At 38.0% G+C, this 15,843-nt stretch carries 19 protein-coding genes; 5 read left to right on the forward strand and 14 right to left on the reverse strand.

The genetic code is table 11. The annotated features are described in order from the left end of the window. Positions 1-35: 35 nt before the first annotated feature. From NSQ40_RS25400 to NSQ40_RS25430, 7 genes are all read right to left on the reverse strand, one after another. Positions 36-1,049 carry a PTS transporter subunit IIC gene (locus NSQ40_RS25400; RefSeq protein WP_018765007.1) on the reverse strand — a complete coding sequence of 338 codons (1,014 nt, stop codon included), beginning with the start codon at positions 1,047-1,049 and terminating at the stop codon, positions 36-38. A gap of 20 nt (positions 1,050-1,069) precedes the next feature. Continuing rightward, positions 1,070-2,020, reverse strand: a complete 951-nt coding sequence (locus NSQ40_RS25405) for an L-lactate dehydrogenase (RefSeq protein WP_003201704.1) — start codon at positions 2,018-2,020, stop codon at positions 1,070-1,072. A gap of 256 nt (positions 2,021-2,276) precedes the next feature. Beyond that, positions 2,277-2,525 (reverse strand): spore coat protein, encoded by a 249-nt coding sequence (locus NSQ40_RS25410; RefSeq protein WP_003201703.1) that lies wholly within the window; start codon positions 2,523-2,525, stop codon positions 2,277-2,279. Positions 2,526-2,538: 13 nt separating this feature from the next. Next, entirely contained in the window at positions 2,539-2,724 is a 186-nt protein-coding gene (locus NSQ40_RS25415) for a hypothetical protein (protein WP_006096499.1), read from the reverse strand. 195 nt (positions 2,725-2,919) lie between these two features. Next, entirely contained in the window at positions 2,920-3,636 is a 717-nt protein-coding gene (locus NSQ40_RS25420) for an MBL fold metallo-hydrolase (protein WP_003201700.1), read from the reverse strand. A gap of 75 nt (positions 3,637-3,711) precedes the next feature. Beyond that, positions 3,712-3,999: a hypothetical protein gene (locus NSQ40_RS25425; protein ID WP_018765009.1), complete on the reverse strand. Its 288-nt coding sequence runs from the start codon at positions 3,997-3,999 to the stop codon at positions 3,712-3,714. Further along, on the reverse strand, positions 3,996-4,223 hold the full coding sequence (locus tag NSQ40_RS25430) for a helix-turn-helix transcriptional regulator (RefSeq protein WP_018765010.1): 228 nt from the start codon (positions 4,221-4,223) through the stop codon (positions 3,996-3,998). Before NSQ40_RS25430 ends, NSQ40_RS25425 begins: the two co-directional genes overlap by 4 nt. A gap of 173 nt (positions 4,224-4,396) precedes the next feature. Here NSQ40_RS25430 and NSQ40_RS25435 point away from each other — a divergent pair, with 173 nt between their 5' ends. Continuing rightward, positions 4,397-4,843, forward strand: coding sequence for a hypothetical protein (locus NSQ40_RS25435; protein ID WP_003201694.1), 447 nt, complete (start codon positions 4,397-4,399; stop codon positions 4,841-4,843). Between the two features lie 92 nt (positions 4,844-4,935). On the opposite strand, the gene NSQ40_RS25440 is transcribed toward NSQ40_RS25435, so the two are convergent. The 4 genes from NSQ40_RS25440 to NSQ40_RS25455 form a co-directional block, all read right to left on the reverse strand. Next, positions 4,936-6,720 carry an acyl-CoA dehydrogenase family protein gene (locus tag NSQ40_RS25440; protein WP_018765011.1) on the reverse strand — a complete coding sequence of 595 codons (1,785 nt, stop codon included), beginning with the start codon at positions 6,718-6,720 and terminating at the stop codon, positions 4,936-4,938. 22 nt (positions 6,721-6,742) lie between these two features. Beyond that, positions 6,743-6,982 (reverse strand): hypothetical protein, encoded by a 240-nt coding sequence (locus NSQ40_RS25445; protein ID WP_003201688.1) that lies wholly within the window; start codon positions 6,980-6,982, stop codon positions 6,743-6,745. Between the two features lie 84 nt (positions 6,983-7,066). Continuing rightward, a complete protein-coding gene (locus tag NSQ40_RS25450; protein ID WP_003201686.1) occupies positions 7,067-8,242 on the reverse strand; it encodes an acetyl-CoA C-acetyltransferase in 1,176 nt (391 codons plus the stop codon). A 21-nt stretch (positions 8,243-8,263) separates the two neighbouring features. Then, the gene (locus tag NSQ40_RS25455; RefSeq protein ID WP_098159427.1) at positions 8,264-10,645 is read right to left on the reverse strand and encodes a 3-hydroxyacyl-CoA dehydrogenase/enoyl-CoA hydratase family protein; all 2,382 of its coding nucleotides are present in this window, start codon (positions 10,643-10,645) and stop codon (positions 8,264-8,266) included. 237 nt (positions 10,646-10,882) lie between these two features. Between NSQ40_RS25455 and NSQ40_RS25460 the strand changes: the two genes are divergently transcribed. Together NSQ40_RS25460 and NSQ40_RS25465 are read left to right on the forward strand one after the other, a co-directional pair. After that, a complete protein-coding gene (locus tag NSQ40_RS25460) occupies positions 10,883-11,029 on the forward strand; it encodes a YuzL family protein (protein ID WP_003201682.1) in 147 nt (48 codons plus the stop codon). A gap of 258 nt (positions 11,030-11,287) precedes the next feature. Beyond that, complete coding sequence (locus NSQ40_RS25465; RefSeq protein ID WP_006096493.1) at positions 11,288-12,127, forward strand: D-alanyl-D-alanine carboxypeptidase family protein; 840 nt, start codon at positions 11,288-11,290, stop codon at positions 12,125-12,127. A 23-nt stretch (positions 12,128-12,150) separates the two neighbouring features. Here the strand turns inward: NSQ40_RS25465 and NSQ40_RS25470 are convergent, their stop codons facing one another. Beyond that, positions 12,151-13,068: a proline dehydrogenase family protein gene (locus NSQ40_RS25470; RefSeq protein ID WP_003201679.1), complete on the reverse strand. Its 918-nt coding sequence runs from the start codon at positions 13,066-13,068 to the stop codon at positions 12,151-12,153. A 482-nt stretch (positions 13,069-13,550) separates the two neighbouring features. On the opposite strand from NSQ40_RS25470, the gene NSQ40_RS25475 reads away from it, so the two are divergent. After that, positions 13,551-14,096, forward strand: coding sequence for a GNAT family N-acetyltransferase (locus NSQ40_RS25475; RefSeq protein ID WP_003201677.1), 546 nt, complete (start codon positions 13,551-13,553; stop codon positions 14,094-14,096). A gap of 68 nt (positions 14,097-14,164) precedes the next feature. On the opposite strand, the gene NSQ40_RS25480 is transcribed toward NSQ40_RS25475, so the two are convergent. Together NSQ40_RS25480 and NSQ40_RS25485 are read right to left on the reverse strand one after the other, a co-directional pair. Continuing rightward, positions 14,165-14,410 carry a YusU family protein gene (locus NSQ40_RS25480; protein ID WP_003201675.1) on the reverse strand — a complete coding sequence of 82 codons (246 nt, stop codon included), beginning with the start codon at positions 14,408-14,410 and terminating at the stop codon, positions 14,165-14,167. Between the two features lie 114 nt (positions 14,411-14,524). Next, positions 14,525-14,827: an MTH1187 family thiamine-binding protein gene (locus NSQ40_RS25485; RefSeq protein WP_003201674.1), complete on the reverse strand. Its 303-nt coding sequence runs from the start codon at positions 14,825-14,827 to the stop codon at positions 14,525-14,527. Positions 14,828-15,024: 197 nt separating this feature from the next. On the opposite strand from NSQ40_RS25485, the gene NSQ40_RS25490 reads away from it, so the two are divergent. Beyond that, entirely contained in the window at positions 15,025-15,642 is a 618-nt protein-coding gene (locus NSQ40_RS25490; protein ID WP_018765014.1) for a hypothetical protein, read from the forward strand. The last annotated feature ends 201 nt before the right edge of the window (positions 15,643-15,843 follow it).

Raw genomic sequence — 15,843 nt, forward strand, 5'->3', positions numbered from 1 at the left:
CTTTTATCTATATAAAGGAGATTTTCAATTGTAACTTAAGATTGTGGCACAGTCATATCGCCAGAATGAATACGGCCGGCTTTTTTTAACGCGCTGTAAAGTATATAAGAAACAGCTACTGGGATTACGATATAAGTGATGACCATTGCTGGTACAACACCGAATCCTTGGCTGGAAATTAAGTTAATTGGTGCAATAAGAGAGCTTAATCCAAGACCTGCAATTTCTTTACCTGCTTCCAAGTGGAAAATCAGTGCAGAAACAGGACCCACAATGGCGCTAGCAACGACAGTTGGGACGAGAATCATTGGATTTTTAGTAATGTTTGGCAACTGTACTTTCGGAGTACAAAGTGCTTGTGCTAAAATACCACCTAAATTGTTTTCTTTTGCGGAGATAACAGCGAATCCGATAAATTGAGCGACACATCCTGCAAGTGCTGCGCCGCCTGCAACACCGTCTAGGCTAAGTGCAATTGCTAGAGCTGCTGATGAAGCTGGAGAGATAAGTAATAGCCCCCAAACAACCGCAAGCACGATCGAAGCAATAAATGGGCTACCAGCTGAGCTGTCTTTAATAAATGCGCCAACTGTATTTAATACAGGACTAATATTTTGAGATAACCAAATACCAACTATACCAGACCCTAATATTGCTGCAAATGGAACGAGCATCATATCTAAAGCAGTTTTTCCGCTTAATCTTTTACCGATATAAACCGCTAGAGTTGCTGTTAATAACGCACCAATTGGTTCACCAGTTTTAATAATTAAGCCGGCTTCAGTCATCGAAATCGACCCTGCTCCAATCGCTCCGGCAACCATCGCTGAGAAAATGACAAGTCCGTTTGCCCCAAGCATGAAAGCAATCCCTGCTCCAATTGCTGGTGCCATCAGTGATTTCGCAACAACTCCAATTGTAATTAACATCGGAATATCAACAATTCTTCCTATGTTTTCGATAAGTAAACCAATTCCAAGGGATACGAAAATACCTTGTGCAATTCCGGCAGAACCTTTAAATACACGAGACATTATATATTCCTTCATCTATTTCACCTTCTCCTAGTTTAGTAACCAATTGTTTTCATATAGTCACGTAAAACATCATTTGATTGTGCAAATCGGTCTTCTTCAGCTTCTGTTAAGTTTAGTTCTACAACTTCTTTTACACCATCTCTTGTAATAATTGCTGGTACACCTGTACAAATATTATATTCGCCATATTCACCATCTAAAATTGCTGAAACAGCAATCACGCGGTGATCATCATTAAAGATAGAACTTGCAATATAAGCGAGTGAGTTACCAATTCCATAATAAGTAGTACCCTTACGTTTATAAATTTCCCAACCAGCTTTAGCAGTTTTCTCAACAATTTCATCTAAATCGATTTCACCGAAACGTTCTTTTTGCTCTTCTAAAATTTGCAAAATTGGTTTTCCACCAACTGTTACGTGAGACCAAGCAACCATTTGTGAATCACCATGCTCACCTAATGAGTAACCATGGATGCTACGAGGGTCTACTTCAAGCATTTCAGATAAAATTGTTCTTAAGCGTGAAGAGTCTAATGATGTACCTGTACCAAGCACACGATTTCTTGGTAAACCAGATAATTTCCAAACTTGATAAGTAATAATATCAACTGGATTCGATGCAATTAAGAAGATACCGTCAAATCCGCTTTCCATTACACCTGCTACAACACTTTCCATAACTTTCGCGCTTGCTCCTAAAGTATCCAAACGACTTTGTCCTGGTTTTGGAGCTGGACCCGCTGTAATAATAACAATGTCCATATCCTTGCAGTCCTCATAATCGCCTGCATACACTTTTGTTCTTGTATTTGTAAAGTTAATGCAGTGTGATAAATCCATCGCTTCTCCAACTGCACGTTCATGATTTATATCAATTAATGCCAACTCTTCACAGATACCTTGATTCACAATTGAATACGCACAGCTTGATCCAACTAATCCAGTACCAATAATTGCGATTTTTCTTGTGTTTCTATTCATAAGAACCTCTCCTAAGTAATCATGTAATGTTTTTGTTTGTTCTTTACACTTTTTATTATAGAGATTCTCACTGTAGAAACCATGGATACTTTGTGAAACACTGAGCAATATTTTGTACTTTTTGTGACATACCTTACAAACTTTTCGTCATATTTGTTACAACTAAAAAAATATTTTATACATGTTTATTGACATATATATATAAATTAAAAAGCGAGTGAATTATCATCTGATATTCACTCGCTTTTTTTATTCATTACTGTGCGCTTAATTGACTTTTCAGCTGCTGAACAACCGTTGGATTTGCAGGAGCAGCTGGCTTATAATGTCCTTTTTGTAATGCATATTTATATACATTACGTTGTCTCATTTCATCCTGATTTCGAATGTGAATCAGCGTTTGATGTAACTGTTCGTTATTTGACTCTGCTATGTAATTCGCATAACTAGTCAAACTAGCATTTAATTCCGATAAATAATCGTTAACCATATCTTTTTCATTCATAATCGATACCCTCCTAGCCTAAAAAGGACATTAATTGTTGTTTTGTATTTCTTGCAGCTTGTGCATCTTGTTGTAGCATTTGTTTCAATTGAGGATCTGTACACTGCTGCGCATACTGATCTAGTTTATTTGCAACTGTCGCATGCCCTCCAATAAGATGACGTAAATTTTCAAGCTCAAGCTCTGTTAAGTTTGGCATAATAAAAACCTTCCTTTCTTTAGTCATTCAACATTTAGTATTTATTCTTTTTCGGATTGTATGCATGTAAAGTGAGGGTATAAGATGATGATTCACTAAAAAATAAAAGGTTCATTCTTAGTAAAGAATCCTCTAAATTATTGAGGGACCTTTTCAATTAAAACTCCCCCCACATCACTTCATCTCCCCATTTCTTTACACCTTTCTCGCTAAATTTCGCTCAGCTTCTTCAATCGCTCGTTGCATACGTAACATCGGATCCTCAATCATCTTTCCGTGCCCTGTCGCCAATACAGACGGTTTATATCGTAGCAGTTTCTGAGCGCTCTTTAATGCTGTTTCTGCATGCCACGTTCCAAACACAGGAAACGGAAAGAGCCACTTAATCTGGCCTGCCACCGCAACCCCTCCCCTGGTTTGAAATGCGTCTCCAGCAATCAGTGCATCATTTCTTGTATCCAAAAAGGCCATCGAACCCGGTGTATGTCCTGGTGCCATAATTGCTAAAAGAGAACCAACTTGATTTCCCTCCTGCAGAAGCACATCTGGGATCGTCTGTATTTTTTTAGATACTCCAACTTTTATTGGAACGTTCGCTTCCCCTTGCTGCAATGACATATCTCCTTCAAGCAAGCGGGAATCTCTTTTTGAAATATGAACAGGAACATCAGGAAGTACCTGCTTCAACGCATCAATTGCACCTACATGATCATCATGTACATGTGTTATAACAATGTTCGTAATTGGTTTTCCGATTGTTCGAGCTGATTCTAAAATCTTCTTTGCACTAAACGACAATGCTGCATCAATTAAAGTTAATCCTTTTTCTTCTTCAACGAAATAGCAATTGATTGGAAATAGATTTGGAAAAAATGCTAATTGATAAATTGTACTTTTATGTACGATTCGCATCTCATTCATCCTTTCTAATCAAACATAACAAAAAGAGCTGTTTACAAATTAATATGTAAAACAGCTCTTTCTCATCTAATATCTTTTTCTCAAAACTAAAATAGATAATGAATAGGAGCATAATACTCCTGCCAATAAACATGCATTTGCTAATTTATACTGTTCATTCGTTAATGAATATAGGTTACCGATTAGAAAAATAATTAAATACGAAAGTAAGAATACAAATAACGAGATTTTTGCAGCATTTCCTGTAATTTGATCCCCTCTCTCATCATTTCCCTCTTTCTTTTCAAAACGTGTTGAATATAACACCCCAATTAACCCTGCGATTGATGCGACCATTCCTATTGCTATTATCATTCCATTTCCCCCTCTATCGTATATTGAAAGACTTCATGAAACTCCTTACCAAGAACATGAGCAATTTCAAAAGCTAAAATAAGAGATGGATTGTATCGATTTGCTTCAATAGAAGCTATTGTTTGCCTACTAACGCCCACGCGATTTGCTAATTCCGTTTGTGACCATCGCTTCTCTGCTCGAAGTGCAATCAGGTTGTTTTGTAACATTCCTCTCTGATTCATAAGCCCTCCATTTCACATTATTTTCTATATATTGATTGTAATTTATTTTTAACATTTTGTAAATTATTTTTAACATTTTCATAATACAAAAATTCGTCAGTTAAAGTAATAGCAATTTAGTACAATAGAAATAAAGTAAAACCGAACTAAAATATCTGTAAAGTAGGTGCTATATGAGTTGGAATACAATCAAAACAAAAGAAAATATTGAAAACCTCCTTCATTTATTTGGAGGCTTTCACGATAGTTGTTTGAAAGAATTATATTTGTGGACAGATAGCTGTGTAGATGAGAATCTTGCTATGGGCATGTCATCTGGTACAAATGTAAGGATACTTTTTCAAAGACAGTATGAAAACCCCTCCGCAATAGAGTTACTCTTTGAAGGTGTTACACAATTTCATTTAACTCCGCCACCTGAAAATCATGATTCAATCATTTTCGGCGCATCTCTTCTATTACAAAACAATTTATTTTATTGGGCAGATGATATCGGCTGGCAACCTAACGAGGTCACACCATATGAAGTAAGCTGGATTTCTGCGAAAAGTGTAAAATGGAGAGATGTCAGTTCGTGGATGGGAGATAAAATGAGATACGGAGTAATTAGTGAAGATTAATTTAAACTGTTATTTTTACTATGCTCGCCGTTCTTTTAACAAAACTAAGAAAAACAGTAGCCACAAACGTGACTACTGTTTTTAATTACTCATTAAACTGTATAACGCTCATCCTCTAACACTTTCGCAGCAATTTCACGTTTCTTCGGAATTACGTTAAGCGGCGTGTGACGTGTGAATTTGCGAAGCGCTGATAACATCATGCGCAGCATATCACCATTTTCAACTGCGATAATTGTTTCTTTCGCATCTGCTTCGATTTGGTTGAACGCTTCTTGGCAGAATACTTCAGTGTACAATACTTTTTGTTTATTCTTTTCAAGACCAGTTGCTTTGATTGCTTTTTCTGTACGAAGAACAGCTGATTCCATTGCGTATAAGTTGCTTACGATATCTGCAATGTTAACAAGAACTTCTTGCTCTTTATCTAATGCTTTACCGTATTTTTGAACAGCTAATCCAGCTACCATTAAGCCGATTTTCTTCGCGTTATTTACTAAATATTTTTGAAGCGCTAATGGCTCATCGCCTACTTCTTCAGGCATCATCATCATTAACTCTTCTTGTAATTTTTGCGCTTTTTGAAGAAGTGGTAATTCACCTTTCATCGCTTTACGTAAGAACGTACCTGGTACGATTAAGCGGTTGATTTCGTTCGTGCCTTCGAAAATACGGTTAATACGAGAATCGCGGTACATTCTTTCAATCTCATACTCTGCCATAAATCCGTAACCACCATGAATTTGCACGCCTTCATCTACTACATAGTCTAATACTTCAGAACCGAATACTTTATTCAACGAGCACTCAATTGCATATTCAGCAATAGAAGCTGCTACAGCCTTACCATCTTTTACTTGCTCTTCTGTTAATGTGCTCATATGGCTTTCAAATAAACCAACTGTACGATATACAGAGCTTTCTGCTGCATAAATTTTCGCTGCCATATTTGCAAGTTTTTCTTGAATTAATGGGAAGCGAGCGATTGGTTGTTTGAACTGTTGACGCTGATTTGCATATTGTGCTGAAATTTCTAACGCACGTTTTGAAGAACCAACTGTACCAACACCTAATTTGTAGCGGCCAATATTTAAAATGTTGAAAGCGATAATATGACCTTTACCAATTTCACCAAGTACATTTTCTTTTGGTACTAATGCATCTTCTAAAATTAATGTACGAGTAGAAGAACATTTGATACCCATTTTCTTTTCTTCAGGGCTTGTAGATACGCCTGGATATTCTTTCTCTACGATAAACGCTGTGAAGTGCTCACCATCAACTTTTGCGTATACAACGAATACATCAGCGAAAGCAGAGTTTGTAATCCATTGTTTTTCACCATTTAACACGTAATGCGTTCCTTCTGCATTTAAGCGTGCTGTTGTTTTCGCACCTAATGCATCAGATCCGGATCCTGGCTCAGTTAATGCGTATGCAGCTAATTTTTCACCTGTTGCAAGTGGCGGTAAATATTGTTTCTTTTGCTCTTCATTACCGAATAAAACGATTGGTAAAGATCCGATACCAACGTGGGCACCGTGTGTAATTGCAAAGCCGCCAGCGCGAGAAAATTTTTCTGCAATTAATGCTGAGCTGATTTTATCAAGACCGATTCCGCCATATTCTTCTGGTACGTCAGCGCCTAATAATCCAAGCTCGCCAGCCTCTTTTAATAAACGAACAGAGCGATCAAACTCATGTTGCTCTAAATATTCAAGCTCTGGTAGAACTTCATTTACGATAAAGTCCTCTGTCGTTTTCGCTATCATTTTATGCTCATCGCTATAATCTTCCGGTGTAAATACTTGATCAATCGTAATCTCATCAACTAAAAAGCTACCGCCTTTAACTGCATTTCCCACTGTTTTTTCCATGAAAATTTCCTCCTTCATATTTTCATAAGCCACTTCTCTCACTTTGAGAGAAGCTGGCTCTTCCTTTATTTTTTATACCCTTTAGTCGTTTCCACTCTTCGTTATATAATCCAGTTCCAGCGGCTAAAACAATCGGCCATTTCACCCCTTCCTGTGAGGCAAAAAACGCCTCTTCGTCAGGGCCTCCAACGTCCTCTTGTTCTAAGCGAGCCGCTTCTACTTTTTGGTTAATCCAGTTCCAGCGGCTGGAACAATCGGCCATTTCACCCCTTCCTGTGAGGCAAAAAACGCCTCTTCGTCAGGGCCTCCAACGTCCTCTTGTTCTGAGCGAGCCGCCTGCACTTTTTTATAGTAGTTCAAACACCCCAGCAGCTCCCATACCGCCACCGATACACATTGTTACAATACCGAATTGCTCATTGCGGCGTTTCATTTCATGAATAAGAGATAATGTTAATTTTGCTCCTGTACAGCCAAGCGGATGACCAAGTGCGATTGCACCGCCGTTGACATTGACTTTTTCTTCATCTAGACCAAGCTCACGAATAACTTGGATCGATTGAGAAGCAAATGCTTCATTTAGTTCAAATAAGCCGATATCAGATAGCTCTAATCCTGCTAATTTTAACGCTTTCGGAATCGCTGCGATTGGTCCAATTCCCATTACTTCTGGTGGTACACCAGCTACTGCAAAGGAACGGAATTTCGCAAGTGGCTTCATGCCATCGCTCACTGCTTTTTCACGATCCATCAGAAGTACTGACGCTGCTCCATCACTCATTTGTGAAGAATTACCAGCAGTGACAGAACCGCGAACGTTAAATGCTGGACGCAATTTTCCTAAGATATCTAATGTTGTGTCCGCTCTTACGCCTTCATCTTGTGAGAAGATAATTTTTTCTTCTTGAATTTTGTTATTCGCTGCAATAGTGCGTAGCATTACATCCACAGCTACTGTTTCGTCAGCAAACTTCCCATCAGCTAACGCTTTCGCTGCACGCTGATGACTTCTTACTGCGAATGCATCTTGCTCTTCACGGGAAATTCCATATTTTACAGCAACTTGCTCCGCTGTGTGTCCCATGCCCATATAATATTCTGGAGCCGCTTCTACAAGTCGGCTATTTGGGCGAACAACATGCCCCATCATTGGAACTAAGCTCATAGACTCTGCTCCGCCAGATAATACTGCTTCTGAATGTCCTAACATAATGCGCTCTGCACCGTAAGCAATACTTTGCAGTCCTGAAGAACAGTAACGGTTAATTGTAATAGCTGGAACATCATAAGAAAGTCCTGCTAATCCGCCGATATTACGAGCCATATTTAAGCCTTGCTCTGCTTCTGGCATCGCACAACCGAAAATTAAATCATCAATTGGCCCTTCATAATTATTCGCACGTTTTAACGTTTCTTTTACTACTAATGCCCCTAAATCATCAGGTCGAACTGTTTTTAATGAACCTCTCTTTGCCTTACCAATTGGTGTTCTTGCTCCCGCAACAATGACAGCTTCTCTCATGAACGATATCTCCCCTCGTTATTAGTTACGTAATGGCTTTCCTTTTACAAGCATGTGCTGCATTCTTGCTTGTGATTTCATCTCACTTACTAAACTGATAAATGCTTCACGTTCCACATCTAATAAATACTGCTCATCAACTTCTGTTCCATACGGTACTTTTCCGCCGGCAATGACATATGCGAGCTTTTTCGCAATGTGTAAATCATACTCGGAAATATAACCAGATAAATGCATTGCTTCAGCTCCAAGTAAAAGCGTTGCATATCCTGTCTCACCAACAACCGGTATCTTTTTACGAATCGGTGCTTTGTAACCCGCTTCATATAAAGCCAGTGCTTTTTGTTTTGCATCATATAGTAAGTGATCACCATTCACACTAATACCATCTTTATCGCCTAAGAAGTTGCGAGAAACAGCCTCTTGCGCTGATGTAGATACTTTTGCCATCGCAACTGATTCGAACACTTTATTCGCAACCTTTTGCAGGTCAAACTCCACACCGTTTGCCATTTTGTTTAAATGTTTAATATATAGTTCTTTGTTACCGCCACCGCCAGGGATTAAACCAACGCCGACTTCTACTAATCCCATGTACGTTTCGCTAGAAGCTTGAATGCTAGCTGCTGGTAAGCAAACTTCTGTACCGCCACCAAGCGTCATACCATATGGCGCTGCAACGACTGGCTTAGAGCTGTACTTAATTTTCATCATTGCGTCTTGGAAGTTTTTCACGACCCACTCAATTTCAAAGTAGTTGTCATCTTGCGCTTCCATTAAGATCATCGCAAGGTTTGCACCAACGCAGAAGTTCTTCGATTGGTTTCCGATAACAAGTCCTTTATAATTCTTTTCCACTTCGTCAACAGCGTAATTAATCATTTGCGTAATATCCATACCAATCGCATTGCTCTTCGAATGGAATTCTAAGCAAAGGATGCCATCGCCTAAATCAATTAAGCTCGCTCCGCTGTTTTTCTTTAACACGCCATTTTTCTCTTTTAATTGCTTAAGAGAAATTGCTTTTTTATTACGTCGGATAAGCTTATATTCACCGTTATCGTAGTAATAGCTTTCACCATTATCATGTTTATAGAAAGAACCAAAGCCTTTCTCTAACATGTCTTTTACCCACACAGGAACAACTTGCCCGTTCTCTTCCATCTTTTGAATGGATTTTTCTACGCCAATTGCATCCCAAACTTCAAATGGACCTTGCTCCCAGCCAAATCCCCATTTCATCGCTTGATCAATTGCGACAATATCATCTGCGATTTCTTTATAAAGCTTCGCAGAATATAAAAGAGTTGGCGTGATAATATTCCATAATAGCTCTCCTGCACGATCCTTCGCATATACAAGCGCTTTCAATTTGTTCGTTAATCCTTTTTCTTGTTTACTTAACTCTACGGATGCGGCTTTTAATTTCTTACGCGCTTCATATTCCATCGTCTCAGGATTTAACTCTAAAATTTCTTTTCCTTGTTTTAAGAAGAAACCTTGACCTGTTTTACTTCCAAGCCATTTTTTATCTAGCATGTCATGCATGAAAGCTGGTACTTTAAATACATCTCTTTCTTCTTCCTGCACGTTTTCATATACATTGTTCGCAACATGAACAAATGTATCTAACCCAACAACATCTAACGTACGGAACGTTGCACTCTTTGGACGACCGATTAATGGGCCTGTTACAGAATCAACTTCCCCAACGCTATAGCCGCGCTTGATCATTTCTTGCAACGTTACAAGTAAACCGTACGTACCGATGCGGTTCCCAATAAAGTTTGGTGTATCTTTCGCAATAACAACGCCTTTTCCAAGAACGTCTTCGCCAAATAATTTCATGAAGTTTAACACTTGTGGATCTGTTTCTTTTGTCGGTATAATCTCTAGAAGTTTTAAATATCGTGGTGGGTTAAAGAAATGCGTTCCTAGGAAATGTTTTTGAAAGTCATCTGAACGCCCTTCTGCCATTTTCTCAACGGAAATACCTGATGTATTTGAGCTCACAATAGAGCCAGCTTTACGAACAGCATCTACTTTTTCAAATAGTTTCTTTTTAACATCTAAGTTTTCAACAACAACTTCGATAATCCAATCTACATCAGCAAGGCGCTCAATGTCATCCTCTAAGTTTCCTGCCTCAATCAATGCCAGATTGCCTTTCACTGTAAGAGGAGCTGGCTTTTGCTTTACTAATTTTTGCAGTGCCCCGTTACTAAAACGATTTCTCACACTTTTATGTTCTAATGTAAGCCCCTTCGCTTCCTCTTCTTTCGTAAGCGCCTGTGGTACAATATCAAGCAATAATGTTGGTATACCGATATTGGCTAAATGTGCAGCAATCCCTGAACCCATTACGCCAGAACCGAGAACAGCAGCCTTTTTAATTTGGAACATCCATTTCTCCCCCTATTCTTGAATGAATGCTCATTCAATTTTTCGACATGCGTCGCAATCAATGAGTGAGCCTCTACTAATAAATATATGATACTGTTTAAATTTTCGCAATATATTTATTGATAAAATTTTCTGAAATAAATACTTTTCTTTTGTTTGGGTACTCTATAATTGTGTATTTTCTTGATAAAATACACTTTTCCCTTTTTAGAATTTGACAAAAATGGAGGAATATATATGGCTAGACTTAAGAAAGACCCTTCAAAAGCAGGTGTTAGTGCAGCGAGTGTAACAGGAAATGCAGGTCCAGTTGATCGCGGCATCGAAAAAGGACGCCAAGGTAATAACCAGCAATACAAAAAGCACAACATGGGCGAAAAATAACGCTATATGTGCTTGTTCAAAAAGGAGGATAAAGAGAGCCGAGCAGTTCGAGGCGCGGAAGCCGGGAGGATACGGAGTGTAGGTGGAACTACATGAGTACCGGACTGGCGACGTAACGAAGAAATGCGACAGCTATCTTTACCGGACTTTTTGAACTTCCTCTATATTTTTGGGCAGAAAACGTGGCATAATGAGTATTGGGCTGCTTTTCTGCCCAATTTATTTGTACATAAGGAAAGACAAAAGAGGGACTACATAATGAAACGAACAATAATCATGATTGTGATGATTGCTACACTATTTACAAGTATGATTTTCTTTTCTTACACAAAAAGACAAAAAGACGTAAGAAGTAATCAGCCTGATATCACAGGAAAATATGGTGTTACAATCGATGCAAATACGGGGGAAGTTTTGTACGGAAAACGGGAAGAAGAACGTTCTTATCCAGCAAGTGTAGCCAAAATGATGACAACCATTCTGTTACTAGAGAATGTAAAAGAAGATGAGGAAATTACTATCACAGAAAATGCGATAAAAACGGAAAGTCAGAGTGCGAAAATTAAGCTTCGTGCTGGTGAAAAATTAAAAAGAGACGAGGCATTAAAACTGATGCTTATCATCAGCGCCGATCCAATTGCTGAGTCTATCGCAGAGCATATTGCAGGATCAAAAGAGAAGTTTGTAAAAATGATGAATGCAAGAGCGAAAGAACTCGGAACAAAACATGCGACTTTCAAAAATGCGAGCGGGGCTGACGCACTCGGCAATAAGGTTTCTCCGTATGACATCGCAATCATTACAAAAGAAGCATTAAAATATCCGATTGTGCTAGAATATATGAACACAACGCGTACAACATTGCATACTTCGCAGCGCGCTCCCAAAATTGCAAACTATGGTCGTGAAGAACTTTACAATGATCCATATGCAATTGGAAGTAAAAGTGGTTTATCCGCTTTAGGACAATATACTGTCGTAACAGTCGATGAAAAAGATGGAAAGCGTGTTATTAACGTTGTACTTTCTTCTACTCGCACTCAGTTATATCCAGACACAAAAAAAATGGCACATTACGCATTTAAACAATTAAAATAACCAAGGAGTATTTAGCTCCTTGGTTATTTTTTTACCATTCCTTTTAAAACGAACGCAACGTTTGCTGGACGTTCAGCTAAGCGGCGCATGAAATAACCATACCAGTCATTTCCATATGGTACATAAACACGCATTTTGTAGCCTTCTTTAACAAGTTCAAGTTGACGTTCCGTACGAATACCATATAACATTTGGAATTCAAATTGATCACGTGAAATATTATATTCTTCGGCAAGTTTCTTCGTATATTCAATAATTGCCTCATCGTGTGAAGCAATAGCAGTATAATTTCCATTTAATAAGTGCATTTTAATAATTTTTTTATAATTTTCATCTACATCTTTTTTGTCCGGGAACGCCACTTCTTCTGGTTCTTTATAAGCCCCTTTTACAAGACGTAAATTAGGACTATATGCATTTAAATCTTCGATGTCTTTTTCTGTACGATATAGGTAAGCTTGAATAACAGTACCGATATTATCGTATTCAGATTTTAATTGCTTAAAGATCTCAATTGTTTTTCCACAGCGTGTATAGTCTTCCATATCAATCGTAACAAACACACCGTTTTCTTTTGCAGCCTCTAAAATGCGGCGCATATTATTCATTACGATTTCATCTGAGATGTCTAACCCCATAGAAGTCATTTTTAAAGAAAGCTGTGAATCAAGTTTTTCGCGTCCAATTGCACGGATTGCTTCAATCGATTGGCTTGCCATTTCATTTGCTTCTGCTTCATTATCAACGAACTCACCTAAATAATCGATTGTCACACAAAGTCCTTGCTGATTTAATTGTTTAATAGCTGCAGCAGCTAAATCAATTGTCTCCCCTGCGACAAAGCGCCCTGCACCAAAGCGTAAACCGTACTTCTTAGCCAGTTTTGTTAGCGCTTTATTTTTTGACAAGAAAAGAAACGAATTTCGCATTAATTGTTCCATGTAATTCACCCCTATGACTGTACTTTGTCTGTTTTTTGCCCCTCTTCAAAATTATATCATTCTTTAAAATTATTTGATACAAATAATTATTTAGATAATTTATAAAATACTATAAAAATATTCAAAAGCCCATATTCTCGCTTTTAAATATCCATAAAAATTTTTCGACATTTAAAATAAAACTAGAAAAACAGGTGAACAACTAGCCTAAAATAAAAATTCGACAATACTCGTCATACCTCTTACTTCTCTTTATAAGTTATACAAAGATATTAATACGACTAAAAATGAATACAAATATAAAATACTGAGGTACTTAGTTCTCTCCCATAGAAAATCAAGTGCAAAAGGTAGGGGGGATTTCTGTTGAAATAAGTATAGAAAGTGTAAAAACATAGAATCCCGATTTCATTGAAAGGTACTATCCCTACATAGTATATAAAACTTCACTCGGGTGGAAAACACGTATTGGAGTGTGGAAAATGCCAGAAAGAATGAATGTACAACAAATTCGAATTGAACCTTGGAACAATGCTAATCTTACTTTACTTCGTCTTATGAATGTACCTGAGATGCTAGAATACTTAGGAGGGCCTGAGACTGAAGAACAACTCCTTGCTCGTCACGAGCGGTACCTTAAGATTAGTGAGTTAGGAACTGGACGTATGTTTAGCATCGTCCTTCTTCCGCAACTCGAAATTATTGGTAGTGTAGGATATTGGGACAGCTACTGGAAAGAAGAGAACGTTTACGAAATTGGCTGGAGCGTCCTACCACCATTTCAAGGAAGAGGAATAGCAACAAAGGCCGTCGAAAAAGCTATCGCTCATGCTAAAACGGAACAAAGGTACAGATTCATTCATGCTTTTCCCGCCATCAATAATCCTGCTTCAAACGCTATTTGCCAAAAGCTCGACTTCTTATTTATTAGTGAGTGTGACTTCGAATATCCGCCAGGGAGTGTCATACGATGCAATAATTGGTGTTTAGAGATAACTACGAAACCATCAAACAATTCCTCTATATGACTTAAAAGCTTGGGGCCTATTGATCCCCAAGCTTTTTTTGTAAAAAATCACAAAATGGTTTCTTATTCTTATTTCTGATTACGATGTTCCTCATTTAACCTTTTAATATCAGAGATTAACTTTACCATCTCTTCTTTTGCCTCTGGATATGTCTCATTCCAATGCTTGACTAAAGCTGGCATTGTTTTAGCAATGTAAGAGTACAGTGCCCACTTTTGCACTTGTTCTTTTCTCTCTTCACTGCCTTCCCCTAGTAACAATTCTGTATACTTTTCAAGTAAGCCATCAAACTGCTCATTAAATTCGTCACTCATTTCCCTTTCCTCCTTCCCTAGGTACTACAATCAATAATAAAAAAGTGTACCATGGATACACTTTTCTTACCTAATTTACCCATACAAAAAAGCAGCAAAAATCGCTGCTTTCTCCTATAATTTCGAACGAACAGAATTTAATTTTTTCTCCATTGTGCTTTCTTTATCTCGGCGATCATCAATACGAATTGTTGTCGCTACACGCTTTGCACCTTTTGCATATGGCACTTCATGCATTTGTTGAATTACTTCAAGTAATACAGGGAGATCTCCTTCAATTACTGTATTCATCGGTGTTAATTGGTACTTCACGCGATCCGCGTTTTTCTCTAACACTTTTTGTACTTCTGCTACATATTCACTTACGCTTGGATTACCTGTTCCAACTGGAATAATCGATACATCAACAATTGCCATGGTAGTTCCCTCCTATGTTTGTTTCATTTCTATTGTACAAAACTCTCCCCTACTTTACTAACCATAACTATACTTTTAATTTATTTTTCATAATATACTTATCCTCTGTAATCCTTTTCCACTGGTTGTGCATATATTGGTGTTATCCTTTTAAGAACCACCATAATCAACTTATCCTTTTGAAAGGAAGTGGACAATTGAAAAAGTTACTTCTCACTTTATTAGCCATTCCCCTCTTATTTGGAACAACAGCTTGTGACTTATGGCAGAAGGATCCAAAACCAGTAGAAAAGCCTGATCCAAAGCCGAAACCCGATCCAGCACCGACTCCAACTCCGACTCCACCACCTAATCCAACTCCAACTCCAATTCCGCCTCCAGCTTCAGTAGATACGGCTCAAGTCATGCAAAAACTGGTAAATTCAATTAACTCAGTTGGAAATTCAAATGGCATTAACGTAAGCAGCATTAAACTCTTTACTGAAACAGCACAAATCGCAACATATAACGGAATCTTTAATACTAAATTTGGATTAGGCGTTTCCATTTATAAAGCAACTGGCGGTATCGCTGCTGTTGCTATCGCTGGATCCGGTACATCTAAAGAACAAATTGACGCCTTTTATTCCACAATAAAGACTGTCATTCGTTCTATTGACTCAGCTCTAAGTGAGCAAGACATGAACACTATTCTAGAACAACTCGGTTCGAAAGATTATTTTCAAACAAAACAATTCTCAACTCGAGCAATTAACGGTACATTAACTGTTACTGAAAACAATGGCGCACTTATGTTCAAGGCGGTTCATAATTAAACATACAACAAAGAATAGAGTCTATGTATGATGACTCTATTTTTTCTTTTTCCTGATTAAAAAGTGAAGTACTTGTGTAAATGCTTATACTTCTTTATCATTTTAACTGAGAAGACCCCCCTCCTCTAAACGAGGTGAAGGTGGGGGATGAATCGTTTTTTTCTTTTTTAAAGAAAACGTCTCTTTTTGCAGAACGTACGT

The sequence above is a fragment of the Bacillus sp. FSL K6-6038 genome, from assembly GCF_038050455.1.
In the GTDB taxonomy this organism is placed as follows: Bacteria; Bacillota; Bacilli; order Bacillales; family Bacillaceae_G; genus Bacillus_A; species Bacillus_A pseudomycoides.

Excerpts from the sequence above, each read along its gene's own strand:
- NSQ40_RS25425 (WP_018765009.1), bottom strand. The coding sequence starts at position 3,999 with ATGATAATAGCAATAGGAATGGTCGCATCAATCGCAGGGTTAATTGGG.
- NSQ40_RS25455 (WP_098159427.1), bottom strand. The coding sequence starts at position 10,645 with ATGTTCCAAATTAAAAAGGCTGCTGTTCTCGGTTCTGGCGTAATGGGT.
- NSQ40_RS25475 (WP_003201677.1), top strand. The coding sequence starts at position 13,551 with ATGCCAGAAAGAATGAATGTACAACAAATTCGAATTGAACCTTGGAAC.
- NSQ40_RS25465 (WP_006096493.1), top strand. The coding sequence starts at position 11,288 with ATGAAACGAACAATAATCATGATTGTGATGATTGCTACACTATTTACA.
- NSQ40_RS25420 (WP_003201700.1), bottom strand. The coding sequence starts at position 3,636 with ATGCGAATCGTACATAAAAGTACAATTTATCAATTAGCATTTTTTCCA.
- NSQ40_RS25445 (WP_003201688.1), bottom strand. The coding sequence starts at position 6,982 with ATGGCCGATTGTTCCAGCCGCTGGAACTGGATTAACCAAAAAGTAGAA.
- NSQ40_RS25480 (WP_003201675.1), bottom strand. The coding sequence starts at position 14,410 with ATGAGTGACGAATTTAATGAGCAGTTTGATGGCTTACTTGAAAAGTAT.
- NSQ40_RS25440 (WP_018765011.1), bottom strand. The coding sequence starts at position 6,720 with ATGGAAAAAACAGTGGGAAATGCAGTTAAAGGCGGTAGCTTTTTAGTT.
- NSQ40_RS25485 (WP_003201674.1), bottom strand. The coding sequence starts at position 14,827 with ATGGCAATTGTTGATGTATCGATTATTCCAGTTGGAACAGGTAATCCA.
- NSQ40_RS25450 (WP_003201686.1), bottom strand. The coding sequence starts at position 8,242 with ATGAGAGAAGCTGTCATTGTTGCGGGAGCAAGAACACCAATTGGTAAG.
- NSQ40_RS25400 (WP_018765007.1), bottom strand. The coding sequence starts at position 1,049 with ATGAAGGAATATATAATGTCTCGTGTATTTAAAGGTTCTGCCGGAATT.
- NSQ40_RS25430 (WP_018765010.1), bottom strand. The coding sequence starts at position 4,223 with ATGAATCAGAGAGGAATGTTACAAAACAACCTGATTGCACTTCGAGCA.
- NSQ40_RS25410 (WP_003201703.1), bottom strand. The coding sequence starts at position 2,525 with ATGAATGAAAAAGATATGGTTAACGATTATTTATCGGAATTAAATGCT.
- NSQ40_RS25415 (WP_006096499.1), bottom strand. The coding sequence starts at position 2,724 with ATGCCAAACTTAACAGAGCTTGAGCTTGAAAATTTACGTCATCTTATT.
- NSQ40_RS25460 (WP_003201682.1), top strand. The coding sequence starts at position 10,883 with ATGGCTAGACTTAAGAAAGACCCTTCAAAAGCAGGTGTTAGTGCAGCG.
- NSQ40_RS25405 (WP_003201704.1), bottom strand. The coding sequence starts at position 2,020 with ATGAATAGAAACACAAGAAAAATCGCAATTATTGGTACTGGATTAGTT.
- NSQ40_RS25435 (WP_003201694.1), top strand. The coding sequence starts at position 4,397 with ATGAGTTGGAATACAATCAAAACAAAAGAAAATATTGAAAACCTCCTT.
- NSQ40_RS25470 (WP_003201679.1), bottom strand. The coding sequence starts at position 13,068 with ATGGAACAATTAATGCGAAATTCGTTTCTTTTCTTGTCAAAAAATAAA.